18 protein-coding genes, 4 tRNA genes and 1 pseudogene are annotated in these 19,227 nt (G+C 52.3%); 10 read left to right on the forward strand and 13 right to left on the reverse strand.

Annotation, left to right across the window (positions count from 1 at the left end):
* The first annotated feature begins 61 nt into the window (after window positions 1-61).
* Complete coding sequence (gene cysM, locus OGV85_RS13705) at window positions 62-973, forward strand: cysteine synthase CysM (protein ID WP_003838552.1); 912 nt, start codon at window positions 62-64, stop codon at window positions 971-973.
* Between the two features lie 91 nt (window positions 974-1,064).
* On the opposite strand, the pseudogene OGV85_RS13710 reads toward cysM, so the two are convergent.
* Both OGV85_RS13710 and ptsJ read right to left on the reverse strand, forming a co-directional pair.
* Window positions 1,065-1,778: pseudogene (locus tag OGV85_RS13710) on the reverse strand (type 1 glutamine amidotransferase); the annotation flags it as partial.
* A 16-nt stretch (window positions 1,779-1,794) separates the two neighbouring features.
* A complete protein-coding gene (gene ptsJ / locus OGV85_RS13715; RefSeq protein ID WP_032949741.1) occupies window positions 1,795-3,087 on the reverse strand; it encodes a MocR-like B6 salvage transcription factor PtsJ in 1,293 nt (430 codons plus the stop codon).
* A gap of 82 nt (window positions 3,088-3,169) precedes the next feature.
* Here ptsJ and pdxK point away from each other — a divergent pair, with 82 nt between their 5' ends.
* Both pdxK and OGV85_RS13725 read left to right on the forward strand, forming a co-directional pair.
* Entirely contained in the window at window positions 3,170-4,036 is an 867-nt protein-coding gene (gene pdxK, locus OGV85_RS13720; protein WP_003838557.1) for a pyridoxine/pyridoxal/pyridoxamine kinase, read from the forward strand.
* Window positions 4,033-4,272 carry a hypothetical protein gene (locus tag OGV85_RS13725; RefSeq protein WP_003038077.1) on the forward strand — a complete coding sequence of 80 codons (240 nt, stop codon included), beginning with the start codon at window positions 4,033-4,035 and terminating at the stop codon, window positions 4,270-4,272. Before pdxK ends, OGV85_RS13725 begins: the two co-directional genes overlap by 4 nt.
* A 61-nt stretch (window positions 4,273-4,333) precedes the next feature.
* Here the strand turns inward: OGV85_RS13725 and crr are convergent, their stop codons facing one another.
* The 5 genes from crr to cysZ all read right to left on the reverse strand — a co-directional run bounded on the left by crr (window position 4,334) and on the right by cysZ (window position 9,194).
* Entirely contained in the window at window positions 4,334-4,843 is a 510-nt protein-coding gene (gene crr, locus OGV85_RS13730; protein WP_000522253.1) for a PTS glucose transporter subunit IIA, read from the reverse strand.
* A gap of 40 nt (window positions 4,844-4,883) precedes the next feature.
* The gene (gene ptsI / locus OGV85_RS13735) at window positions 4,884-6,611 is read right to left on the reverse strand and encodes a phosphoenolpyruvate-protein phosphotransferase PtsI (protein WP_061547541.1); all 1,728 of its coding nucleotides are present in this window, start codon (window positions 6,609-6,611) and stop codon (window positions 4,884-4,886) included.
* 45 nt (window positions 6,612-6,656) lie between these two features.
* Window positions 6,657-6,914, reverse strand: coding sequence for a phosphocarrier protein Hpr (gene ptsH, locus OGV85_RS13740; protein WP_003038086.1), 258 nt, complete (start codon window positions 6,912-6,914; stop codon window positions 6,657-6,659).
* 383 nt (window positions 6,915-7,297) lie between these two features.
* Window positions 7,298-8,269 carry a cysteine synthase A gene (gene cysK / locus OGV85_RS13745; protein ID WP_003038091.1) on the reverse strand — a complete coding sequence of 324 codons (972 nt, stop codon included), beginning with the start codon at window positions 8,267-8,269 and terminating at the stop codon, window positions 7,298-7,300.
* A 163-nt stretch (window positions 8,270-8,432) separates the two neighbouring features.
* A complete protein-coding gene (cysZ, locus tag OGV85_RS13750) occupies window positions 8,433-9,194 on the reverse strand; it encodes a sulfate transporter CysZ (protein WP_003038094.1) in 762 nt (253 codons plus the stop codon).
* Between the two features lie 230 nt (window positions 9,195-9,424).
* Between cysZ and zipA the strand changes: the two genes are divergently transcribed.
* From zipA to OGV85_RS13765, 3 genes are all read left to right on the forward strand, one after another.
* Window positions 9,425-10,432: a cell division protein ZipA gene (zipA, locus tag OGV85_RS13755; protein WP_003038097.1), complete on the forward strand. Its 1,008-nt coding sequence runs from the start codon at window positions 9,425-9,427 to the stop codon at window positions 10,430-10,432.
* Between the two features lie 71 nt (window positions 10,433-10,503).
* On the forward strand, window positions 10,504-12,519 hold the full coding sequence (ligA, locus tag OGV85_RS13760; protein WP_003038099.1) for an NAD-dependent DNA ligase LigA: 2,016 nt from the start codon (window positions 10,504-10,506) through the stop codon (window positions 12,517-12,519).
* A gap of 1 nt (window position 12,520) precedes the next feature.
* Window positions 12,521-12,739, forward strand: a complete 219-nt coding sequence (locus OGV85_RS13765; protein WP_003038102.1) for a DUF3820 family protein — start codon at window positions 12,521-12,523, stop codon at window positions 12,737-12,739.
* Here OGV85_RS13765 and OGV85_RS13770 read toward each other — a convergent pair.
* A complete protein-coding gene (locus tag OGV85_RS13770; RefSeq protein ID WP_003038103.1) occupies window positions 12,736-13,734 on the reverse strand; it encodes a bile acid:sodium symporter family protein in 999 nt (332 codons plus the stop codon). The two genes, OGV85_RS13765 and OGV85_RS13770, sit on opposite strands and share 4 nt — an antisense overlap.
* Window positions 13,735-13,823: 89 nt before the next feature.
* Here OGV85_RS13770 and OGV85_RS13775 point away from each other — a divergent pair, with 89 nt between their 5' ends.
* Window positions 13,824-14,750 carry a LysR family transcriptional regulator gene (locus tag OGV85_RS13775; protein ID WP_003038106.1) on the forward strand — a complete coding sequence of 309 codons (927 nt, stop codon included), beginning with the start codon at window positions 13,824-13,826 and terminating at the stop codon, window positions 14,748-14,750.
* Here OGV85_RS13775 and OGV85_RS13780 read toward each other — a convergent pair.
* Window positions 14,741-15,082: a FlxA-like family protein gene (locus tag OGV85_RS13780; RefSeq protein WP_003038109.1), complete on the reverse strand. Its 342-nt coding sequence runs from the start codon at window positions 15,080-15,082 to the stop codon at window positions 14,741-14,743. The genes OGV85_RS13775 and OGV85_RS13780 overlap by 10 nt on opposite strands.
* Before the next feature lie 291 nt (window positions 15,083-15,373).
* Between OGV85_RS13780 and xapA the strand changes: the two genes are divergently transcribed.
* From xapA to OGV85_RS13795, 3 genes are all read left to right on the forward strand, one after another.
* Window positions 15,374-16,207: a xanthosine phosphorylase gene (xapA, locus tag OGV85_RS13785; RefSeq protein ID WP_003838576.1), complete on the forward strand. Its 834-nt coding sequence runs from the start codon at window positions 15,374-15,376 to the stop codon at window positions 16,205-16,207.
* 56 nt (window positions 16,208-16,263) lie between these two features.
* On the forward strand, window positions 16,264-17,520 hold the full coding sequence (locus OGV85_RS13790) for a nucleoside permease (protein WP_003838577.1): 1,257 nt from the start codon (window positions 16,264-16,266) through the stop codon (window positions 17,518-17,520).
* A gap of 98 nt (window positions 17,521-17,618) precedes the next feature.
* Window positions 17,619-18,503: a LysR family transcriptional regulator gene (locus OGV85_RS13795; protein ID WP_003838579.1), complete on the forward strand. Its 885-nt coding sequence runs from the start codon at window positions 17,619-17,621 to the stop codon at window positions 18,501-18,503.
* A gap of 138 nt (window positions 18,504-18,641) precedes the next feature.
* On the opposite strand, the gene OGV85_RS13800 is transcribed toward OGV85_RS13795, so the two are convergent.
* From OGV85_RS13800 to OGV85_RS13815, 4 genes are all read right to left on the reverse strand, one after another.
* Window positions 18,642-18,717 (reverse strand) — tRNA-Lys (locus tag OGV85_RS13800).
* A gap of 4 nt (window positions 18,718-18,721) precedes the next feature.
* A tRNA-Val gene (locus OGV85_RS13805) sits at window positions 18,722-18,797 on the reverse strand.
* A gap of 47 nt (window positions 18,798-18,844) precedes the next feature.
* Window positions 18,845-18,920 (reverse strand) — tRNA-Val (locus OGV85_RS13810).
* 46 nt (window positions 18,921-18,966) lie between these two features.
* Window positions 18,967-19,042 (reverse strand) — tRNA-Val (locus OGV85_RS13815).
* Window positions 19,043-19,227: the final 185 nt, after the last annotated feature.

Below are 19,227 nucleotides of genomic sequence, written 5' to 3' on the forward strand. Positions count from 1 at the left end.
AAAAAGTATGTTTATCGCCCGGTAAGCGCTGCGCCCCCGGGCTTTTTTACGAGCTCAAAACGTGAACACATTAGAACAAACAATTGGCAATACGCCTCTGGTGAAACTACAACGTCTGGCGCCGGATAACGGCAGTGAAATTTGGGTCAAGCTGGAAGGCAATAATCCCGCGGGTTCGGTGAAAGACCGGGCTGCGCTGTCGATGATTGTCGAAGCGGAAAAACGTGGAGAAATTAAGCCTGGTGATGTGCTGATCGAGGCTACCAGCGGTAATACCGGAATTGCTCTGGCAATGATCGCCGCGCTGAAGGGCTACCGCATGAAGCTGCTGATGCCAGACAACATGAGCCAGGAGCGCCGAGCGGCGATGCGTGCTTACGGGGCTGAACTGGTTCTGGTGACCAAAGAGCAGGGGATGGAAGGCGCGCGTGACTTAGCTCTTGAAATGGCGCAGCGCGGAGAAGGTAAACTTCTCGACCAATTTAATAATCCGGATAACCCGTACGCGCATTACACCACCACCGGACCGGAAATCTGGCAGCAGACGTCAGGTCGTATTACCCACTTTGTCTCCAGTATGGGAACAACAGGCACCATTACCGGTGTGTCGCGTTTTCTACGTGAGCAAGAAAAAGCGGTTACCATCGTGGGCCTGCAGCCGGAAGAGGGCAGTAGTATTCCGGGAATTCGCCGCTGGCCTGCGGAATATATGCCGGGCATTTTTAACGCCTCGCTGGTGGATGAGGTATTGGATATTCATCAGAACGATGCGGAAAACACCATGCGCGCGCTGGCGGTGAAAGAGGGTGTATTCTGCGGCGTTAGTTCCGGCGGCGCAGTAGCCGGAGCGATTCGCGTGGCCGAACAAAATCCGGGAGCGGTGGTGGTGGCGATCATCTGCGATCGCGGCGATCGCTACCTTTCAACCGGCGTGTTTGGCGAAGAGCACTTTAACCAGGGATCAGGGATTTAGTTTGTAGGCCTGATAAGCATAGCGCCATCAGGCAAACGTACGAAACGATCGCCGGATGACGACGTAAAGCGTCTTATCCGGCCAGCCATAATCAATCGTTACGTTTTTCCACAAGCTTATCAAGGAATTGCCACAGCTTCTCATTCATCTGCTGATAATCCCATGCGCGCATCTCTTCAACGGAGCGGATGAAGCGCTTGCCTTTAGCTTCCGCCAGTTCTTGTTCGGAGTGTTGAATAAGCCCTTCTATAGCATCAGCCGTAAATTCCATATGGCACTGAAAACCATAGACGAAATTACCGTATTGTACGATTTGTCGCGGGCAGCCCTCGCTTGTGGCGAGAATTGTCGTCTGGTCGGTTAATCCAGGCATATCGTTGTGCCAGTGACCGACGGTAAGCGGTGAACCAAAATGGCTGAACAACGGATGCTGTTGGCCTGCTTCGGTCAGGGTGATCGGGTAGTGACCAATCTCTTTTTCCGGACTCTGGCACACCTTCGCACCCAGCGCTTCGCCGATTAACTGTGAACCCAGGCAGATCCCCACCACAATTTTACGTGCCGCAATCGCCTGATTGATCAGATGCTGCTCGGCCTGAGAATCAAAGTACGGACACTCTGCCAGCGTGGTTCGTGGTGACTGCGGACCGCCAAACACCACCAACATATCGAAGCCATCCGCGTTCGCAGGGACCGCTTCCCCGGCGTAAACGTGCGACCAGGTGATGGTATAGCCGCGTGATTCAGCCCACGGCAGATACGCGCCAGCAGATTCAAAAGACTCATGAATAACAAAATGAACTCGCGCTTTTTCTCTCCTGTTAGCGCTTTAGCGCCTGATGGATATCAGTCGCCAGCTTATCAATGTCGCTGTCTGATAATGTTGACAGCGTAATGCGCAGGCCGTGGGCAGGCGTATTGACGCCAAACACTTCGCCTTCGCGTACCAGCCAGCCGGACTTTGCCAGCGCAAAAGCGATCGCCTGGCTGTTATCTTCCAGCGGTAGCCATATATTCAGACCGTCACCAACGGGCAACTCAATGCCATGTCGCCGCAGAGCTGCCGTCAACTTTTGCTGCTGGGCGGCGTAAAATTGCTGAGTTTGCGCCAGCGTGTGTTGGTAAGTCTCGTCATTCAGGCAGGCGCAGGCCAAATCCTGCAGCAGATGGCTGACCCACTGACTGCCGGAGTTAAGCCTTAAACGTAGCTTCCCTGAAGTGAGCGGATCGCTGGCCACAATGGCCAGGCGTAAATCTGGTCCTAACGTTTTTGACATCGAGCGGACAACCGCCCAGTGCGTGGTTTCCTTCGCAATCACCGGATACCAGTGGCAAGCAGATAGCAGCGCAAAGTGGTCGTCGACAATCACCAGCGTCTGCGGATAGCGGGCCAGAATTTCCTGCAATTGCGCCGCGCGTGAGGCGCTCAGGCTGCATCCTGTCGGGTTATGCGCGCGCGGTGTCAGAATTACTGCCCGCGCGCCTTTCTGTAGCGCGAGTTCCAGCTGGTCCGGCAGCATGCCTTCGCGGTCAACGCTGGCCGGGTTTGCTGAGAATCCGGCATAGCGCAGCATGTTGATGCTGCTTAAAAAGCATGGATCTTCTACGACAACGCTATCACCAGGCAGCAAATGGGCGCACAGTAGCCGTTCGATAGCATCAATGGCACCGCTGGTAATATCAATTTCCCCTTTGCCGGGGATTGCATTTTGCATCCATTGTGATGCCCACACCTTAAGTCCAGGTGACACAGCGGCATCGCCGTACAAGCGCGGACTCTTATTTATCTTCGCAAAATAATTACTCAGCTCAGGAAGTCGCGAGGGCGCTGGATTACCGCCGGAAAGATCGATAAGCGGGGTATCCGGATTACCACCTTCCAGTGCTACGGGGGCAGTAATCCCCTTAATCACCGTACCGTTGCGTCCCAGGCTCTGTGCCAACCCGGAGGAGACCAGGCGTTTGTAAGCCGCCGCGACAGTATTGCGGTTCACGTTTAATTCCGTTGCCAGTTCCCGCACTGGCGGTAACGTTTCTCCCACTGCCAGCGTGCCTGTAGTGACATGTTGACGGATACTGTCAAAAATTTCGTTAGCGGTTTTTCCGTCGATCATTATTGACCTATGACAAAATGAATTTTAGCATATGACGATAATAGTGAGGCGTAGACCCGCTGTCCAGCGAGAGGAGAAATTTATGGAGCAGGAGAGTGATATCCAGTCAGTGCTCTTCGACGACACGCATCGGGCGTTACAGACCGATATCGTCGCCGTTCAGTCACAGGTGGTTTATGGCAGCGTAGGTAACAGCATCGCCGTCCCGGCCATTAAAGCGCAGGGGTTACGCGTGACAGCAGTACCTACGGTGCTGTTCAGTAATACCCCGCATTATGAAACCTTCTACGGCGGCGTTATTCCAGCAGACTGGTTTAGCGGTTATCTCCGCGCCTTAAACGAGCGTGATGCCTTGCGCGAGCTAAAGGCGGTGACGACAGGGTACATGGGCAGCGCGGAACAAATCGCCTTGCTGGCACAGTGGCTGAAAACTGTTCTGACCACGCATCCGGACCTGTGCATTTTGGTCGACCCCGTGATTGGCGATACGGATAGCGGTATGTATGTTAAAGCCGAAATTCCGGAGGCTTATCGTCAGCACCTGCTACCGCTGGCTCAGGGGCTGACTCCAAATGTGTTCGAGCTGCAAATGCTGAGCGGAAAGCCGTGTCGTACGCTTGATGAAGCCATTACGGCGGCACAATCACTGCTCACCGACACCCTGAAATGGGTGGTGATCACCAGTGCGCCGGGGGATACGGAAGAGATTATTCATGTTGCGGTGGTGACGGCTGAAACGGTTGAGGTGTTAGCTCATCCGCGAGTGAAAACGGATCTGAAGGGGACTGGCGATCTGTTCTGTGCCGAGCTGGTGAGCGGCCTTGTGATGGGGAAAGCGCTGACGACCGCGACGCACGATGCTGCACAGCGGGTGCTGGACGTGATGACGTGGACGCACCAGTGCGGTTGTGATGAATTAATTCTGCCACCGGCAGGGGAGGCGCGATGAAGAGTTACCGGCTGGTAGTTCGCCAGAATGGGCGTATGGTTGGACACTTTGATACCTGCGGGACAGCGGCACTGGAAGATATCTGCGTGGCGCGGGCTATGTTCGGCATTGCGGGTGGTTACGACTGTGAGTTGTTAGTGGCGGATTCGGAACGACGGATGCTGGAGAGCGGGCCGGAGGGCATGAAAATCCTGATGCGCGAGGCGTGTTATCGCCCGGTGACTGCACACATTTAATGGCGGATGAAGTGTATAAAAAAATGGCGCCAATCGGCGCCATTTTTCTCTGCGGCAAGAATTACTTCTTGATGCGGATAACCGGGGTTTCACCCACGGTCACGCTACCGGACAGTTTGATCAGTTCTTTGATTTCGTCCATGTTGGAGATAACAACCGGAGTCAGGGTAGACTTGGCTTTTTCTTCCAGCAGCGGCAGATCGAATTCAATAACCGGGTCGCCCACTTTCACGCGCTGACCTTCTTCAGCGATGCGTTTGAAGCCTTCGCCTTTCAGTTCAACGGTATCAATACCGAAGTGAACAAACAGCTCAATGCCGCTGTCGGATTCGATAGAGAAAGCGTGGTTGGTTTCAAAGATTTTGCCGATGGTGCCGTCAACAGGAGCAACCATTTTGTTACCGGTTGGTTTGATAGCGATGCCATCACCAACGATTTTTTCAGCAAAAACTACATCCGGCACGTCTTCGATGTTGACGATCTCGCCAGAGAGCGGAGCAACAATCTCAATAGTTCCGGTGTCTTTCTTATCATCAGAAACCAGAGATTTTAGTTTATCGAACAAACCCATGATCTTCTCCTAAGCAGTAAATTGGGCCGCATCTCGTGGATTAGCAGATTGTTTTTTCTTCAATGAACTTGTTAACCAGCGTCATTAACTCGTCCGTTGTCGGTTGAGCAAGAGCCTGCTCTGCTAACACCTTCGCATCTTCGAAGTTCGTGTTACGGATAATCTTCTTAATGCGCGGGATAGAAATGGCGCTCATAGAGAATTCGTCCAGACCCATCCCCAGCAACAGAAGTGTAGCACGTTCGTCGCCTGCAAGCTCACCACACATGCCAGTCCATTTGCCTTCAGCATGAGAAGCATCAATAACTTGCTTGATCAGCGTCAGCACAGATGGCGACATCGGTTGGTAAAGGTGTGAAATCATATCATTACCACGGTCAACTGCCAGGGTGTACTGCGTTAAATCATTGGTGCCGATACTAAAGAAATCAACTTCTTTGGCTAAATGACGCGCAATTGTTGCCGCAGCCGGTGTTTCCACCATCACGCCAATCTCAATGCTCTCGTCAAATGCTTTACCTTCGTCGCGCAGTTCCTGTTTGTAGATTTCAATCTCTTTGCGCAGTGCACGCACTTCTTCAACAGAGATGATCATTGGGAACATAATGCGCAGTTTACCGAAAGCAGAGGCGCGCAGAATCGCGCGAACCTGGTCACGCAGGATCTCTTTACGATCCATGGCGATACGCACGGCACGCCAGCCCAGGAACGGGTTCTCTTCTTTCGGGAAATTCATGTACGGCAGTTCTTTATCGCCGCCGATGTCCATGGTGCGAACGATGACCGCCTGAGAGCCACAGGCTTCAGCAACGGCTTTATACGCAGCAAACTGTTCTTCTTCAGTTGGCAGCGATTCACGGTCCATGAACAGGAATTCGGTGCGGTACAGACCCACACCTTCAGCGCCGTTACGTTCAGCGCCTTCAACGTCACGAACGGTACCGATATTAGCGCAAACTTCAACCTGATGTCCGTCCAGCGTGATAGCCGGCAGATCTTTCAGCTTAGCGAGTTCCGCTTTCTCGGTTGCAACCTGCTCCTGAACGGCACGCAGTTGCTCGATAACGTCGTTGGTCGGATTGACGTAAACCTGATTGTTTACGGCATCCAGAATCAGATAGTCGTCGTTTTTAACCTGAGAGGTGACGCTACCCGTACCGACGATGGCAGGCAGTTCCAGAGAACGCGCCATGATAGAGGTATGGGAAGTACGTCCGCCCGCGTCAGTAATGAAACCCAGCACCTTGTTCAGGTTCAGCTGTGCGGTTTCTGATGGGGTCAGGTCTGCGGCTACCAGGATAACTTCTTCCTGAATAGCGCTCAGGTCGATAATTGCCAGACCCATGATGTTACGCAGCAGGCGTTTACCGATGTCACGTACGTCAGCCGCACGTTCTTTCAGGTATTCATCATCCAGCTCTTCCAGGGCTGTGGCCTGACCTTCGATAACTTCATGCGCGGCTGCATCAGCCGTCATGTGCTTATCTTTAATCAGGGCTATGATTTCCTGCTCCAGCTCCTCATCTTCGAGCAGCATGATATGCCCTTCAAAGATGGCTTCTTTTTCTTCACCGAACGTTTCACCAGCTTTGGTTTTGATCGCTTCCAGTTGCGCAGATGCCTTGGCACGACCGCTCAGAAAACGTTCAACTTCCTGATCAACCTTGTCGGCAGAAATTTTTTTCCGGTCAATGACGATTTCGTCTTCTTTCAGTAGCAATGCTTTACCGAAAGCGATACCCGGGGATGCTAAAATGCCTGAAATCATAACCCTACCTTACTTGTGACTGATATTTAAAAGAACTCGTTGAACTTACTCGAGTTCAGCCATCAGTTTAACCAGATGCTCAACTGCTTTCTGCTCGTCTTCACCTTCTGCGGACAGGGTAACAACGGTACCCTGAGTCAGGCCCAGAGTCTGCAGTTTAAACAGGCTTTTGGCGCTAGCGCTTTTGCCGTTGGAAGTCACAGTAATATCAGAAGTAAAGCCTTTTGCTTCTTTAACAAACTGAGCAGCAGGGCGAGTATGCAGACCGTTCGGAGCGGTAATGGTAACTTCTTGCTGGAACATTATATTTCCCCAACTTATAGGTTTAGTGTTGTGGAACTAAAGTCTAGCCTGGCGGTTCAACTTTAGCCTGTATTGTTAGCATCGGCGTAAACTGGACGCGACACAAAAGGAGTTCGGTGCAATCCGTTGCTGGCAACTTCTTGCCGCTGACGTTTCGTTCGTCATTAAACATTATGCCGCGAAAGGAAGAGTTGAACCAAATCATAAAATCGATTCAGCTAGCGCTTTTCCTGTAACGATTAATTTCGCGCATCAAAATAATTAGCTTGGTTAAATACCAGTTCTGGTGGGTTGAATCAATGCCAGGCGAGTTGAAACTTTGAAGCAGGCCACAAAAAAGCACCCAAATGGGTGCTTTTTTACGCGTTTTTAACATGCTGGCATTACTGTTGCAGTTCTTTCTCTGTGAAGAGATCGGCAAACAGTGCAGTGCTCAGATAACGCTCACCCGATGACGGTAGAATAACCACTATATTCTTATTGGTAAAGGTTTCATCTTCCTGCAGCTTAAGCGCGGCAGCAACAGCAGCGCCGGAAGAAATACCCGCCAGAATACCTTCTTCTTCCATCAGGCGACGCGCAGTAGAGATCGCTTCATCATTGGTGATGGCGACGACTTTATCGATAAGTTTCAGATCAAGGTTGCCTGGAATGAAACCCGCGCCAATCCCCTGAATTTTATGTGGGCCCGGTTTAAGTTCTTCACCCGCCAGCGCCTGGGCGATAACCGGGGAGTCGGTAGGTTCAACCGCGACGGTGATCAGATCGGTTTTGCCTTTAGTGCCTTTGATATAACGGGTCACACCAGTCAATGTACCGCCGGTACCTACGCCGGAAATAAAGACATCAACCTGGCCATCGGTATCTTCCCAGATTTCCGGGCCGGTGGTTTTTTCGTGAATTTCCGGGTTCGCCGGGTTGCTGAACTGCTGCAGCAGCAGGAACTTCTCCGGATCGCTGGCGACAATTTCTTCCGCTTTCTGGATTGCACCCTTCATCCCTTTTGCGCCTTCGGTCAGCACCAGGTTCGCACCCAGAGCTTTCAACAGCTTGCGGCGCTCAATGCTCATCGTTTCCGGCATGGTCAGAGTCAGTTTGTAACCGCGGGCTGCGGCAACGTAGGCTAGCGCAATCCCCGTGTTGCCGCTGGTCGGTTCTACCAGCTCAACACCAGGTTTCAGTACACCACGTTTTTCGGCATCCCAAATCATATTGGCACCGATACGGCATTTGACGCTAAAGCTCGGGTTACGAGATTCCACCTTCGCCAGAATGCGTCCGTTACCGATACGGTTCAGTCGAACCAGCGGCGTATGACCGATAGTCAGCGAGTTGTCTTCAAAAATCTTACTCATGGCCTGTCCTTAACTGTATGAAATTGGGATACCGCTTCAGCATACCTGTTGAGAAAGTATGGGGAAGTAAGGAAATCGCATATCTATATGCTGATGGGAAATAATGCCTTGCAGTATGGAATAAGAGCGGGCATAAGCCAGCCCGCTTTTACACATTTTTGCATTACTTCCATAACGCGTGCTTAGCACGATAGCAGTCTACCCACATCGCCGTGGCACCACAAACCGCGACCGGCATGATGAACAGATTGAGCACCGGAATCATGGTGAACAAACTGGTTAATGCGCCAAATTGCATATTGGTGACCTTGCGTGTACGCAGCGCGACGCGCATCTCCTTAAAAGGCACCTTATGGTTATCAAACGGATAATCGCAGTACTGAATGGCCAGCATCCATGCGCTGAACAGGAACCACAGCACCGGGGCGACGGTCTGCCCAATACCCGGAATGAAATAGAGGATCAGCAACACGATGGCGCGCGGGAGATACCACGCCAGCTTTTGCCATTCACGTTTCATAATACGGGGAACATCTTTCATGATGCCGAGAACGCCGGTGTCAGGCGGTGTTGCGCCCGTTAAGCGCGCTTCCAGTTGTTCAGCCAGCAGACCGTTAAACGGCGCGGCAATCCAGTTGGCTATGGTGGAAAACAGGTAGCCGAACACCAGTAGTACGGAGATAGTGACAATCGGCCACAGCAAGTAGCTGAGCCACTGAAGCCAGTCAGGGACGTGACTCATCAGCGAGGGGATCCAGCTATCGAGTTGTGTGAATAGCCACCAGAATGCGCCGCCCATCAGCAGGATATTCACCAGCAAAGGCAGGATGACAAAGCGACGAATGCCCGGTTGGGTGATGAGCTTCCATCCCTGTGAAAAGTAATAAAGGCCGCTGCGAGGTACGACTGCAGATGATGAAACCATGGTCAGGACATACTCCTTGTTATATAAGCTCTGGTAAACTTTGCGTATCTTACCGGGTTGTTGAGCGTTAAGCTGTTCAGAAATGTTCGAAAAAACAGCAAAAAGCACAATTTTGTTCATCTTTATGCCGTGAAAGCCAAGAGTGCACTTGCACTTGGCGTAATCGACAAATACTCTTAGTGAGTAAATGTTTGCCGTGGTGGCAAGGTGTTAGAACAACAGAGAATATAATGATGCAGGATTTGCGTCTGATATTAATCATTGTTGGCGCGATCGCCATAATCGCTTTACTGGTACATGGTTTTTGGACTAGCCGTAAAGAGCGGTCTTCTATATTCCGCGATCGCCCACTGAAACGCATGAAGTCTAAACGTGAAGACGAGGATTCGTTCGACGACAACGTCGAGGAAGATGAAGGCGTGGGCGAAGTTCGCGTTCATCGTGTGAATCATGCTCCCGGTAACGCGCAGGAACATGGTGTTCCTCCTCAGTCGCCGCAACACCAGTACCAGCCGCCTTATGCGTCGGCTCAGCCGCGTCAACCCGCGCAGCAGCCTGCACAAGCGCCGGTACCGCCGCCGCATGCTCAGCCGCAGCCTGTACAACCGCAGCAGCCGGTGCAACATCAGCCTGTTCAGCAACAACCTGTACAGCAGCCGATGCAGCATCAGCCCGTTGCTCCGCAGGTTCAGCAGCCCGTGCAGCAAGCACCGCAACCTGCGCCGCAGACTTTCCAGCCCGCAGAGCCTGCCGTTGAACATCAACCGCAGCCTGAGCCGGTAGTTGAAGAAGCGCCTGCTGCTGAAAAACCGCAGCGTAAAGAAGCGGTCATTATTATGAACGTTGCGGCGCATCACGGTAGCGAGCTCAACGGTGAAGTGCTGCTCAATAGCATTCAGCAAGCCGGTTTTAAATTTGGCGATATGAATATTTTCCATCGTCATTTGAGCCCGGATGGCAGCGGTCCGTCGCTGTTCAGCCTTGCCAATATGGTTAACCCAGGAACGTTTGATCCCGAAATGACGGGTGATTTCAGCACCCCTGGCGTAACTATTTTTATGCAGGTTCCGTCCTATGGGGACGAGCTGCAAAACTTTAAGCTGATGCTGCAGTCCGCACAGCACATCGCCGATGAAGTGGGTGGTGTGGTGCTCGACGATCAACGTCGCATGATGACGCCGCAGAAACTGCGCGAGTATCAGGACCGCATCCGCGAAGTTAAAGAATCTCGCGCCTGATTCTCCTCTGGCGTGACATCTCCTTGCTAAACCCCCGCCTGTCGGGGGTTTTTTATCATTGATGGTGCGATATGGAATCAATCGAACAACAACTGACAGAACTGCGAACCACGCTTCGCCATCATGAGTATCTCTACCATGTGATGGACGCGCCGGAAATTCCCGATGCGGAATACGATCGTCTGCTGCGCGAACTCCGCGAGCTGGAAGCGCAGCATCCGGACCTTATTACCCCTGACTCGCCAACCCAACGCGTTGGCGCCGCCCCGCTAACGGCGTTCAGTCAGATTCGCCATGAAGTGCCGATGCTGTCGCTGGATAACGTGTTTGATGAAGAGAGTTTTCTCGCCTTTAACAAGCGCGTACAGGACCGGCTGAAGAGTACGGACAAACTAACCTGGTGCTGTGAGCTGAAGCTTGACGGGCTGGCGGTGAGTATTCTCTATGAAAACGGCGTGCTGGTTAGCGCCGCAACGCGCGGCGATGGCACCACCGGGGAAGACATTACCTCGAACGTGCGCACCATTCGTGCGATCCCGTTAAAACTGCGCGGCGATAACATTCCGACGCGTCTGGAAGTGCGCGGCGAGGTGTTCCTGCCGCAGGCCGGGTTTGAAAAAATCAACGAAGAGGCCCGCCGTACTGGCAACAAAGTGTTTGCTAACCCGCGTAATGCGGCGGCTGGGTCATTACGCCAGCTCGATCCGCGTATCACTGCGAAGCGACCGCTTACTTTCTTCTGCTATGGCGTTGGTGTGCTGGAAGGTGGTGTGTTGCCCGATACCCATCTGGGCCGTCTGCTGCAATTTAAAGAGTGGGGATTGCCGGTGAGCGACAGAGTGGCGCTTTGCGACTCTCCGGAGGAAGTACTTGCTTACTATCATAAGGTTGAAGAAGACCGACCGACGCTGGGATTCGATATCGATGGTGTGGTGATCAAAGTCAACTCTATGGCCTTGCAGGAACAACTGGGTTTTGTTGCCCGCGCGCCGCGTTGGGCGGTGGCCTTTAAGTTCCCGGCGCAGGAGCAGATGACCTTTGTCCGCGATGTTGAGTTTCAGGTTGGACGTACAGGGGCGATTACGCCTGTCGCCCGCCTTGAGCCAGTTCAGGTTGCCGGGGTGTTGGTCAGTAACGCCACCTTGCACAATGCGGATGAAATTGAGCGTCTTGGTTTGCGTATTGGCGATAAAGTCGTCATTCGCCGTGCGGGCGATGTCATCCCGCAGGTAGTGAACGTCGTGCTTTCCGAGCGCCCGGACAATACCCGCGAAATCGAGTTTCCCACCCACTGTCCGGTATGCAACTCTGACGTTGAGCGTGTGGAAGGCGAAGCGGTTACTCGTTGTACCGGAGGTTTAATCTGCGGGGCACAGCGGAAGGAATCATTGAAACACTTCGTTTCCCGCCGTGCGCTGGACGTCGACGGCATGGGCGACAAAATTATCGATCAACTGGTCGAGAAAGAGTATGTCCATACGCCAGCGGATCTCTTCACGCTGACCGCAGGTAAGCTGACCGGTCTTGATCGCATGGGGCCGAAGTCGGCGCAAAACGTAGTGAATGCGCTGGAAAAAGCGAAAGAGACCACGTTTGCCCGTTTCCTCTATGCGCTGGGTATTCGTGAAGTCGGCGAAGCGACGGCTGCAGGTCTGGCGGCATATTTCGGCACGCTCGAGGCGCTGGAAGCCGCCTCTGTTGAAGAGCTGCAAAAAGTGCCGGATGTCGGCATCGTGGTGGCGACCCACGTGTTTAATTTCTTTGCCGAAGAGAGTAACCGCGAGGTGATCGTCCAGCTTTTGGAGCAGGGGATTCACTGGCCAGCGCCGGTGGTTATCAACGCTGAAGAAATCGACAGCCCCTTCGCGGGTAAGACGGTGGTGCTGACCGGGAGCCTGAGCCTGATGTCGCGTGATGATGCCAAAGCACGACTGACCGAGCTGGGGGCAAAAGTGGCCGGTAGCGTGTCGAAGAAAACCGATCTAGTGATTGCGGGGGAAGCAGCGGGCTCTAAACTGGCAAAAGCGCAGGAGCTGGGCATTGAAGTGATCGACGAAGCTGAAATGATTCGCTTACTGGGTGCCTGAGATGGAAAAAGAGCAGCTGGTTGAAATCGCCAATACCGTGATGCCCTTTGGCAAATATAAAGGGCGTCGGCTGATTGATGTACCGGAAGAGTATCTGCTGTGGTTTGCCCGTAAGGATGAATTCCCGCCGGGCAAGCTCGGCGAACTGATGCAAATCACGCTGCTGATTAAAACTGAAGGGCTGACGCAACTGGTGCAGCCCCTGAAACGCCCGCTTTAAGCCTTTGCGGCGCGGCTTTTCTGCTGCGCCTGCAATGCGTCCGTCTGTTGCTTGTAGCGACGTGCCAGCACCGCACAAACCATCAGTTGAATTTGATGGAAGATCATCAGCGGCAGCACCATCATTCCTATCACGGACGTCGGGAACAGAATATTTGCCATTGGGATCCCATTCGCCAGGCTCTTTTTCGATCCGCAAAAGACAATGGTGATCTCATCGGCTTTGTTGAAGCCGCATTTACGCGCAACAAAGACGTTGATGCCAATCACGATTGCCAGCAATACGATGCTGACCACCACGATAAACAGCAGTGAGCCAATCCCCACTTTGTGCCAGATCCCGTTAACCACGGCTTCACTGAAGGCGGAGTAAACCACCAGTAAAATGGATGATTGATCCGTTTTTGCAATCCATTTTTTATGTCGGGACACCCAGTTACCAATCCACGGACGCGAAAGATGTCCCAGTACGAACGGCAGCAGCAGCTGCAGCATGATTTTCCCCACCTGCTCCAGGCTGCCTTCTGCGCCATGCATATTCATGACCAGGCCAACCAGCAACGGCGAGAGAAAAATACCCAGCAGGCTGGAGGCCGAAGCGGAACACACGGCGGCGGCAACATTACCCCCCGCCAGCGACGTAAAGGCGATTGCCGACTGCACCGTGGCTGGCAAAATACACAGGTACAGAAAACCGGTGTACAGCATCGGGTCAACATTAACTGGTGCCCACCAGGCGAACAGAACGCCCAGCACCGGGAAAACAACAAACGTGCTGCACATCACCCACAGATGCAAACGCCAGTGACTACCGCCGGCAATAATTGCCTCACGAGAGAGCTTGGCCCCGTGCATAAAAAACAGCAGGGCAATGGCGGCGGTGGTTAAGCCTTCAAAGAAAGGCACAAAGCCACCTTCGGCTGGGAAAAAGGACGCCAGTAATACGACCGTAATCAACGTAATCGTGAACGGATCAAGGATACGAAAAAGTTTCATAAAAGCTCCTGAAATTCAGTAGCAACATTTTGCGTTTTTCCATTTGAGAAATAAAATTGATTTATTGCATCCATATATGAATCGAATAGATGAATTACTCTCTGCGTCAGTTGCGTATCTTTGTTACCGTCGCCCAGGCCAAAAGTTTTAGCCGGGCGGGGGATATCATTGGCTTAAGCCAGTCTGCGGTCAGCCACAGCGTTAAAGAGCTTGAAGGGCAGACGGGTGTGCGGTTGTTAGATAGAACAACGCGGGAAGTGGTGCTGACGGAAGCGGGGCACCAGTTGGCGGCGCGCCTGGAACGTATTCTGGATGAACTGCACAGCACGCTGCGTGAAGCAGGCCAGGTGGGGACACAGTTAACCGGAACGGTGCGTGTTGCCGCCAGCCAGACAATCTCTGCTCACCTTATTCCACAGTGTATTGCCCAGAGTAATGAGCTTTATCCTGCGATCGATTTTGTGCTGCACGACAGGCCCCAGCAGTGGGTGCTGGAAAGTATTCGCCAGGGAGAAGTCGATTTTGGCATTGTGATAGATCCTGGTGCCGTGACCGATCTGCAGTGTGAAGCCGTACTGTCCGAACCGTTCCTGCTGCTGTGTCGCCAGGATCATCCGTTAGCCCAACGTGAGTGGGTGAACTGGCAGGATTTGTATCACGAACGTTTGGTGTTACAGGATTACGCTTCCGGTAGTCGACCGCTGATCGATGCGGCGTTGGCCCATTTTTCCATTGATGCCAACATCGTTCAGGAGATTGGTCATCCCGCCACGCTGTTCCCGATGGTGGAGGCGGGGATTGGCATCAGCGTACTGCCCGCACTGGCGCTCCCCTTACCGCAGGGCAGTCACTTGCAGGTTAAGCGCCTGACGCCGGTAGTTGAACGGCAACTGATGCTGGCTCGACGTAAAAACCGCTCTTTATCAACCGCGGCTCAGGCGCTGTGGGACGTGGTGCGTATGCAGGCCAGTGAATTAACCGCTGGTCGTGCCCGCGATCCGTTGTATCAGATATAAATATCGACTTGATGTTGGTCGGAAGCCGTGTTGATGCCCTCAGCTTTTCTCTGATCGGCGCTTTGCTTTTGCTGTGACTCCTCGGCCTGGCGTCGCAACAGTTGAGCCAGCTGTGCTTGTAACATCTTGATTTGTGTCTGAATAAGCTCCTGCTGTTCGCGCTTCTGCTCAACGCTGCCACTACTGTTGGGAATATCTTTGAGCTGCTGAGTTAGCTTGGTTATCTTTTGGGTGACTTGTGCAATCTGAGCGGAGATGTCATTCCCGGCTGGGGCTTTTCCACCACCACTACTGCTTTGAACAGTTGGGGTGGAAACGTTAATCGTTGTCATACGGATTCCTCACGCCATAAAACATGAGTATCGGCATTAGTGAACAGAACTTCAGTTACAATATGGTGGAGCAGAGTTTAATAATAAAAGTTCCAAATCTTCATGTATCTCTATTCCTGTGCCATTTCTGGCCCGAAAAAAATGTGATTTCAGGCTGGTTTAGGGCGACTCATCGATACCGATTTACTATCGGTTGTCGGGATAAACGGTATTGGTAATCGATTGCGTAGTCTCGCTATAACAGTGCGGTACGCGACATTATTTTCGACTACTCAGTATTAAGGATATCTCATGAGTCACTCTCTTTTCTCGCAAAATCCCTGGTATAGCGCCGACATCATTCGTAGTTACAAACCCGATTTCACCCCGCGCGTAGCCTTTATTCTTGGCTCTGGCCTCGGTGCTCTGGCGGATCAAATCGAGGATGCAGTGGCCATCTCTTACGAAAAATTGCCGGGATTCCCTGTCAGTACTGTACATGGTCATGCCGGTGAGCTGGTGCTGGGAAATCTGGCGGGTATTCCGGTGGCTTGTATGAAAGGGCGTGGGCATTTTTATGAAGGTCGCGGCATGACGGTGATGACCGACGCCATTCGCACCCTGAAGCTGCTGGGCTGCGAACTGTTATTTTGTACTAATGCCGCAGGTTCTTTGCGCCCCGAAGTCGGACCAGGTAGTCTCGTTGCGCTTAGCGATCACATTAATACGATGCCAGGTACACCAATGGTCGGACTAAACGATGAGCGTTTTGGTGAGCGATTCTTTTCGCTGGCGAATGCCTATGATGCTGACTATCGTGCGATCCTGCAAACCGTCGCCGCAGAAGAAGGGTTTCCGCTGAGCGAAGGGGTGTTTGTTTCTTATCCGGGACCGAACTTTGAAACGGCGGCAGAAATCCGCATGATGCAAATTATTGGCGGCGACGTGGTGGGGATGTCGGTGGTGCCTGAAGTTATCTCTGCGCGCCACTGCGGTCTGAAAGTGGTTGCGGTGGCTGCCATCACCAACCTGGCGGAAGGTTTGGGGGATGTGAAGTTATCTCACGCACAGACGTTGGCTGCAGCGGAACTCTCCCGGCAGAACTTCATCAATCTGATCTGTGGCTTCTTGCGCAAACTGGCCTGAATAATTAAAACATGACCCCGCTTGCGGGGTCTTACTTTATGGCAAGGAACGGAAAAATGGGTATCGCATCTCGCTTAAAGCTCATGTCGTTTTTGCAATATTTCATCTGGGGAAGCTGGCTGGTAACCCTGGGTTCTTACATGATTAATACCCTGGATTTTACCGGCGCGAATGTGGGTATGGTCTACAGCTCGAAAGGGCTGGCAGCGATTATTATGCCGGGCATTATGGGGATCATCGCCGATAAGTGGCTGCGTGCCGAGCGCGCTTATATGCTGTGCCATCTGGTGTGTGCTGGCGTGTTGCTGTACGCCACAACCGTTACCGATCCACAGACCATGTTCTGGGTAATGTTGGTTAACGCGATGGCGTATATGCCGACGATTGCGTTATCGAACAGCGTCTCATATTCATGCCTTGCACAATCGGGTCAGGATCCGGCCACCGCGTTCCCGCCAATTCGTGTATTTGGCACGATAGGTTTTATTGTGGCGATGTGGACGGTCAGCTTAATGGGACTGGAACTGAGCAGCGCACAGCTTTATATCGCTTCAGGCGCATCGCTGCTGCTGGCTCTGTATGCGCTGACGTTACCAAAAATACCGGTTGCAGAGAAAAAAGAGTCCGCCACGCTGGCCAGTAAACTGGGGCTGGATGCGTTTGTTTTGTTTAAAAATCCGCGTATGGCAATTTTCTTTTTGTTTGCCATGATGCTGGGGGCGGTGCTGCAAATCACCAACGTTTTTGGCAATCCGTTCCTGCATGATTTTGCCCGTAACCCTGAGTTTGCCAACAGCTTTGTGGTGAAATATCCCTCCATTTTGCTGTCAGTTTCGCAGATGGCGGAAGTGGGTTTTATCCTCACTATTCCATTCTTCCTTAAACGCTTTGGCATTAAAACAGTGATGCTGATGAGTATGCTGGCGTGGACGCTGCGCTTTGGCTTCTTTGCCTTTGGCGATCCATCTCCGTTTGGCTTTGTGCTACTGCTGATGTCGATGATCGTTTACGGCTGCGCGTTTGATTTCTTCAACATCTCCGGATCGGTATTTGTCGAGCAGGAAGTTGACTCAAGCATTCGCGCCAGCGCCCAAGGGTTGTTTATGACGATGGTAAATGGCATTGGCGCGTGGGTGGGTTCAATCCTGAGCGGGATGGCGGTGGACTATTTTTCTGTCGATGGCGTCAAGGATTGGCAAACTATCTGGCTGGTGTTTGCCGCTTACGCGCTGGTCCTGGCGGTTATCTTTGCATTGTTCTTTAAATATAAGCATGAGCCTGAACGACTGGCGCAGAAATCACTGGCACATTAATGCTCCTTTAGCGGCGGGTTCTGATACCCGCCGTTTCATTTTCTGCGATGCAATGTGGTAACTTTGCGCATTAATCTTCACTCAGGAGCGCATTATCCATGGAACGCACGCACCGCATCGATCTGAAGTTACTGCGTTATTTTCTTGCCGTCGCAGAAGAACTGCATTTTGGACGCGCTGCTGCTCGCCTGAATATGTCGCAACCGCCCCTCAGTACGCATATTAAAGAGCTGGAACAACAGCTCGGCACGTTGCTATTTATCCGTCATTCCCGCAGCGTGGCGTTAACCCACGCCGGAAAAATTTTGATGGAAGAATCGCGCAGACTGTTATCCAGTGCTAATCAGGCGCTGGCACGAGTGGAACAGATTGGTCGCGGTGAGGCAGGGCGAATTGAGCTAGGCGTCATTGGTACCGCAATGTGGGGAAAAATGCGTCCGGTGATGCGACGTTTTCTGAAGGAAAATCCCAACGTTGAGGTGCAGTTTCGCGAGAACATGCCCGCAATGCAGATGACGATGCTGGAAAGACGTGAACTGGATGCGGGGATTTGGCGCATGGCTACTGAACCCTCTCCCGGATTTACCAGCCTGCGCTTACATGAGTCCTCATTTTTGGTGGCCATACCGGAAGAACATGCTCTTACCGCTTGTGAATCCGTACCGCTGGAAGCGTTGAGAAATGAATATTTTGTCACGATGCCCTCCATTCATACCGACTGGGCATTTTTGCAGCGAGTTTGCCTGAGCGCTGGATTTTCCCCGATGATTATCCGTGAGGTGAGGGAGCCGCAAACGGTGCTGGCGATGATCAGCATGGGGATTGGTATTACGTTAATTGCTGACAGTTATGCGCAGATGAGTTGGCCAGGCGTGGTATTCCGACCGTTAGAGGAACGTATTCCGGCGGATTTATATATTGTGTATGACCAACAGCAGGCGACACCTGCGCTGGAGAAACTGGTCGCGGCATTGACGATGTGATATCTGTGCCGGATGGCGACTAACGTCTTATCCGGCCTACGAGGGGAGTATTGTCGGTAGGCCTGATAAGCGTAGCGCATCAGGCAGTTGTATAAATCGCAGATAGCAAAAAGGCGCCTTTAGGGCGCCTTTTTACATTGGTGGGTCGTGCAGGATTCGAACCTGCGACCAATTGATTAAAAGTCAACTGCTCTACCAACTGAGCTAACGACCCGAAGTGGTGGGTGATGACGGGATCGAACCGCCGACCCCCTCCTTGTAAGGGAGGTGCTCTCCCAGCTGAGCTAATCACCCACTTCGGTACTTCAATTTTATTGTAAGAAATCCAGCTGGCGAGAAAGTGGTGGGTGATGACGGGATCGAACCGCCGACCCCCTCCTTGTAAGGGAGGTGCTCTCCCAGCTGAGCTAATCACCCACTTCTCAATTTCTTACTCTACACGGCGGAGACTACATAAAGTAGTTGGTGGGTGATGACGGGTTCGAACCGCCGACCCCCTCCTTGTAAGGGAGGTGCTCTCCCAGCTGAGCTAATCACCCCCGCTGTGTGGAGTCGCATTATAGGGAGAGTTGAAAATGAGTCAACGCATTTTCTAAAGAATTTGTTCGTTCGTCGTAAATTTAAACAAAACGATCGCAAATCAATCCATACAGCATGATTTGTATACGAAAATGGCAAAGCGTGATGTTCCAACCTGAACAACATTGAGGAATCAGACCACAGT

It is taken from the genome of Citrobacter sp. Cf132 (assembly GCF_030333885.1).
Taxonomy (GTDB): Bacteria; Pseudomonadota; Gammaproteobacteria; order Enterobacterales; family Enterobacteriaceae; genus Citrobacter; species Citrobacter freundii.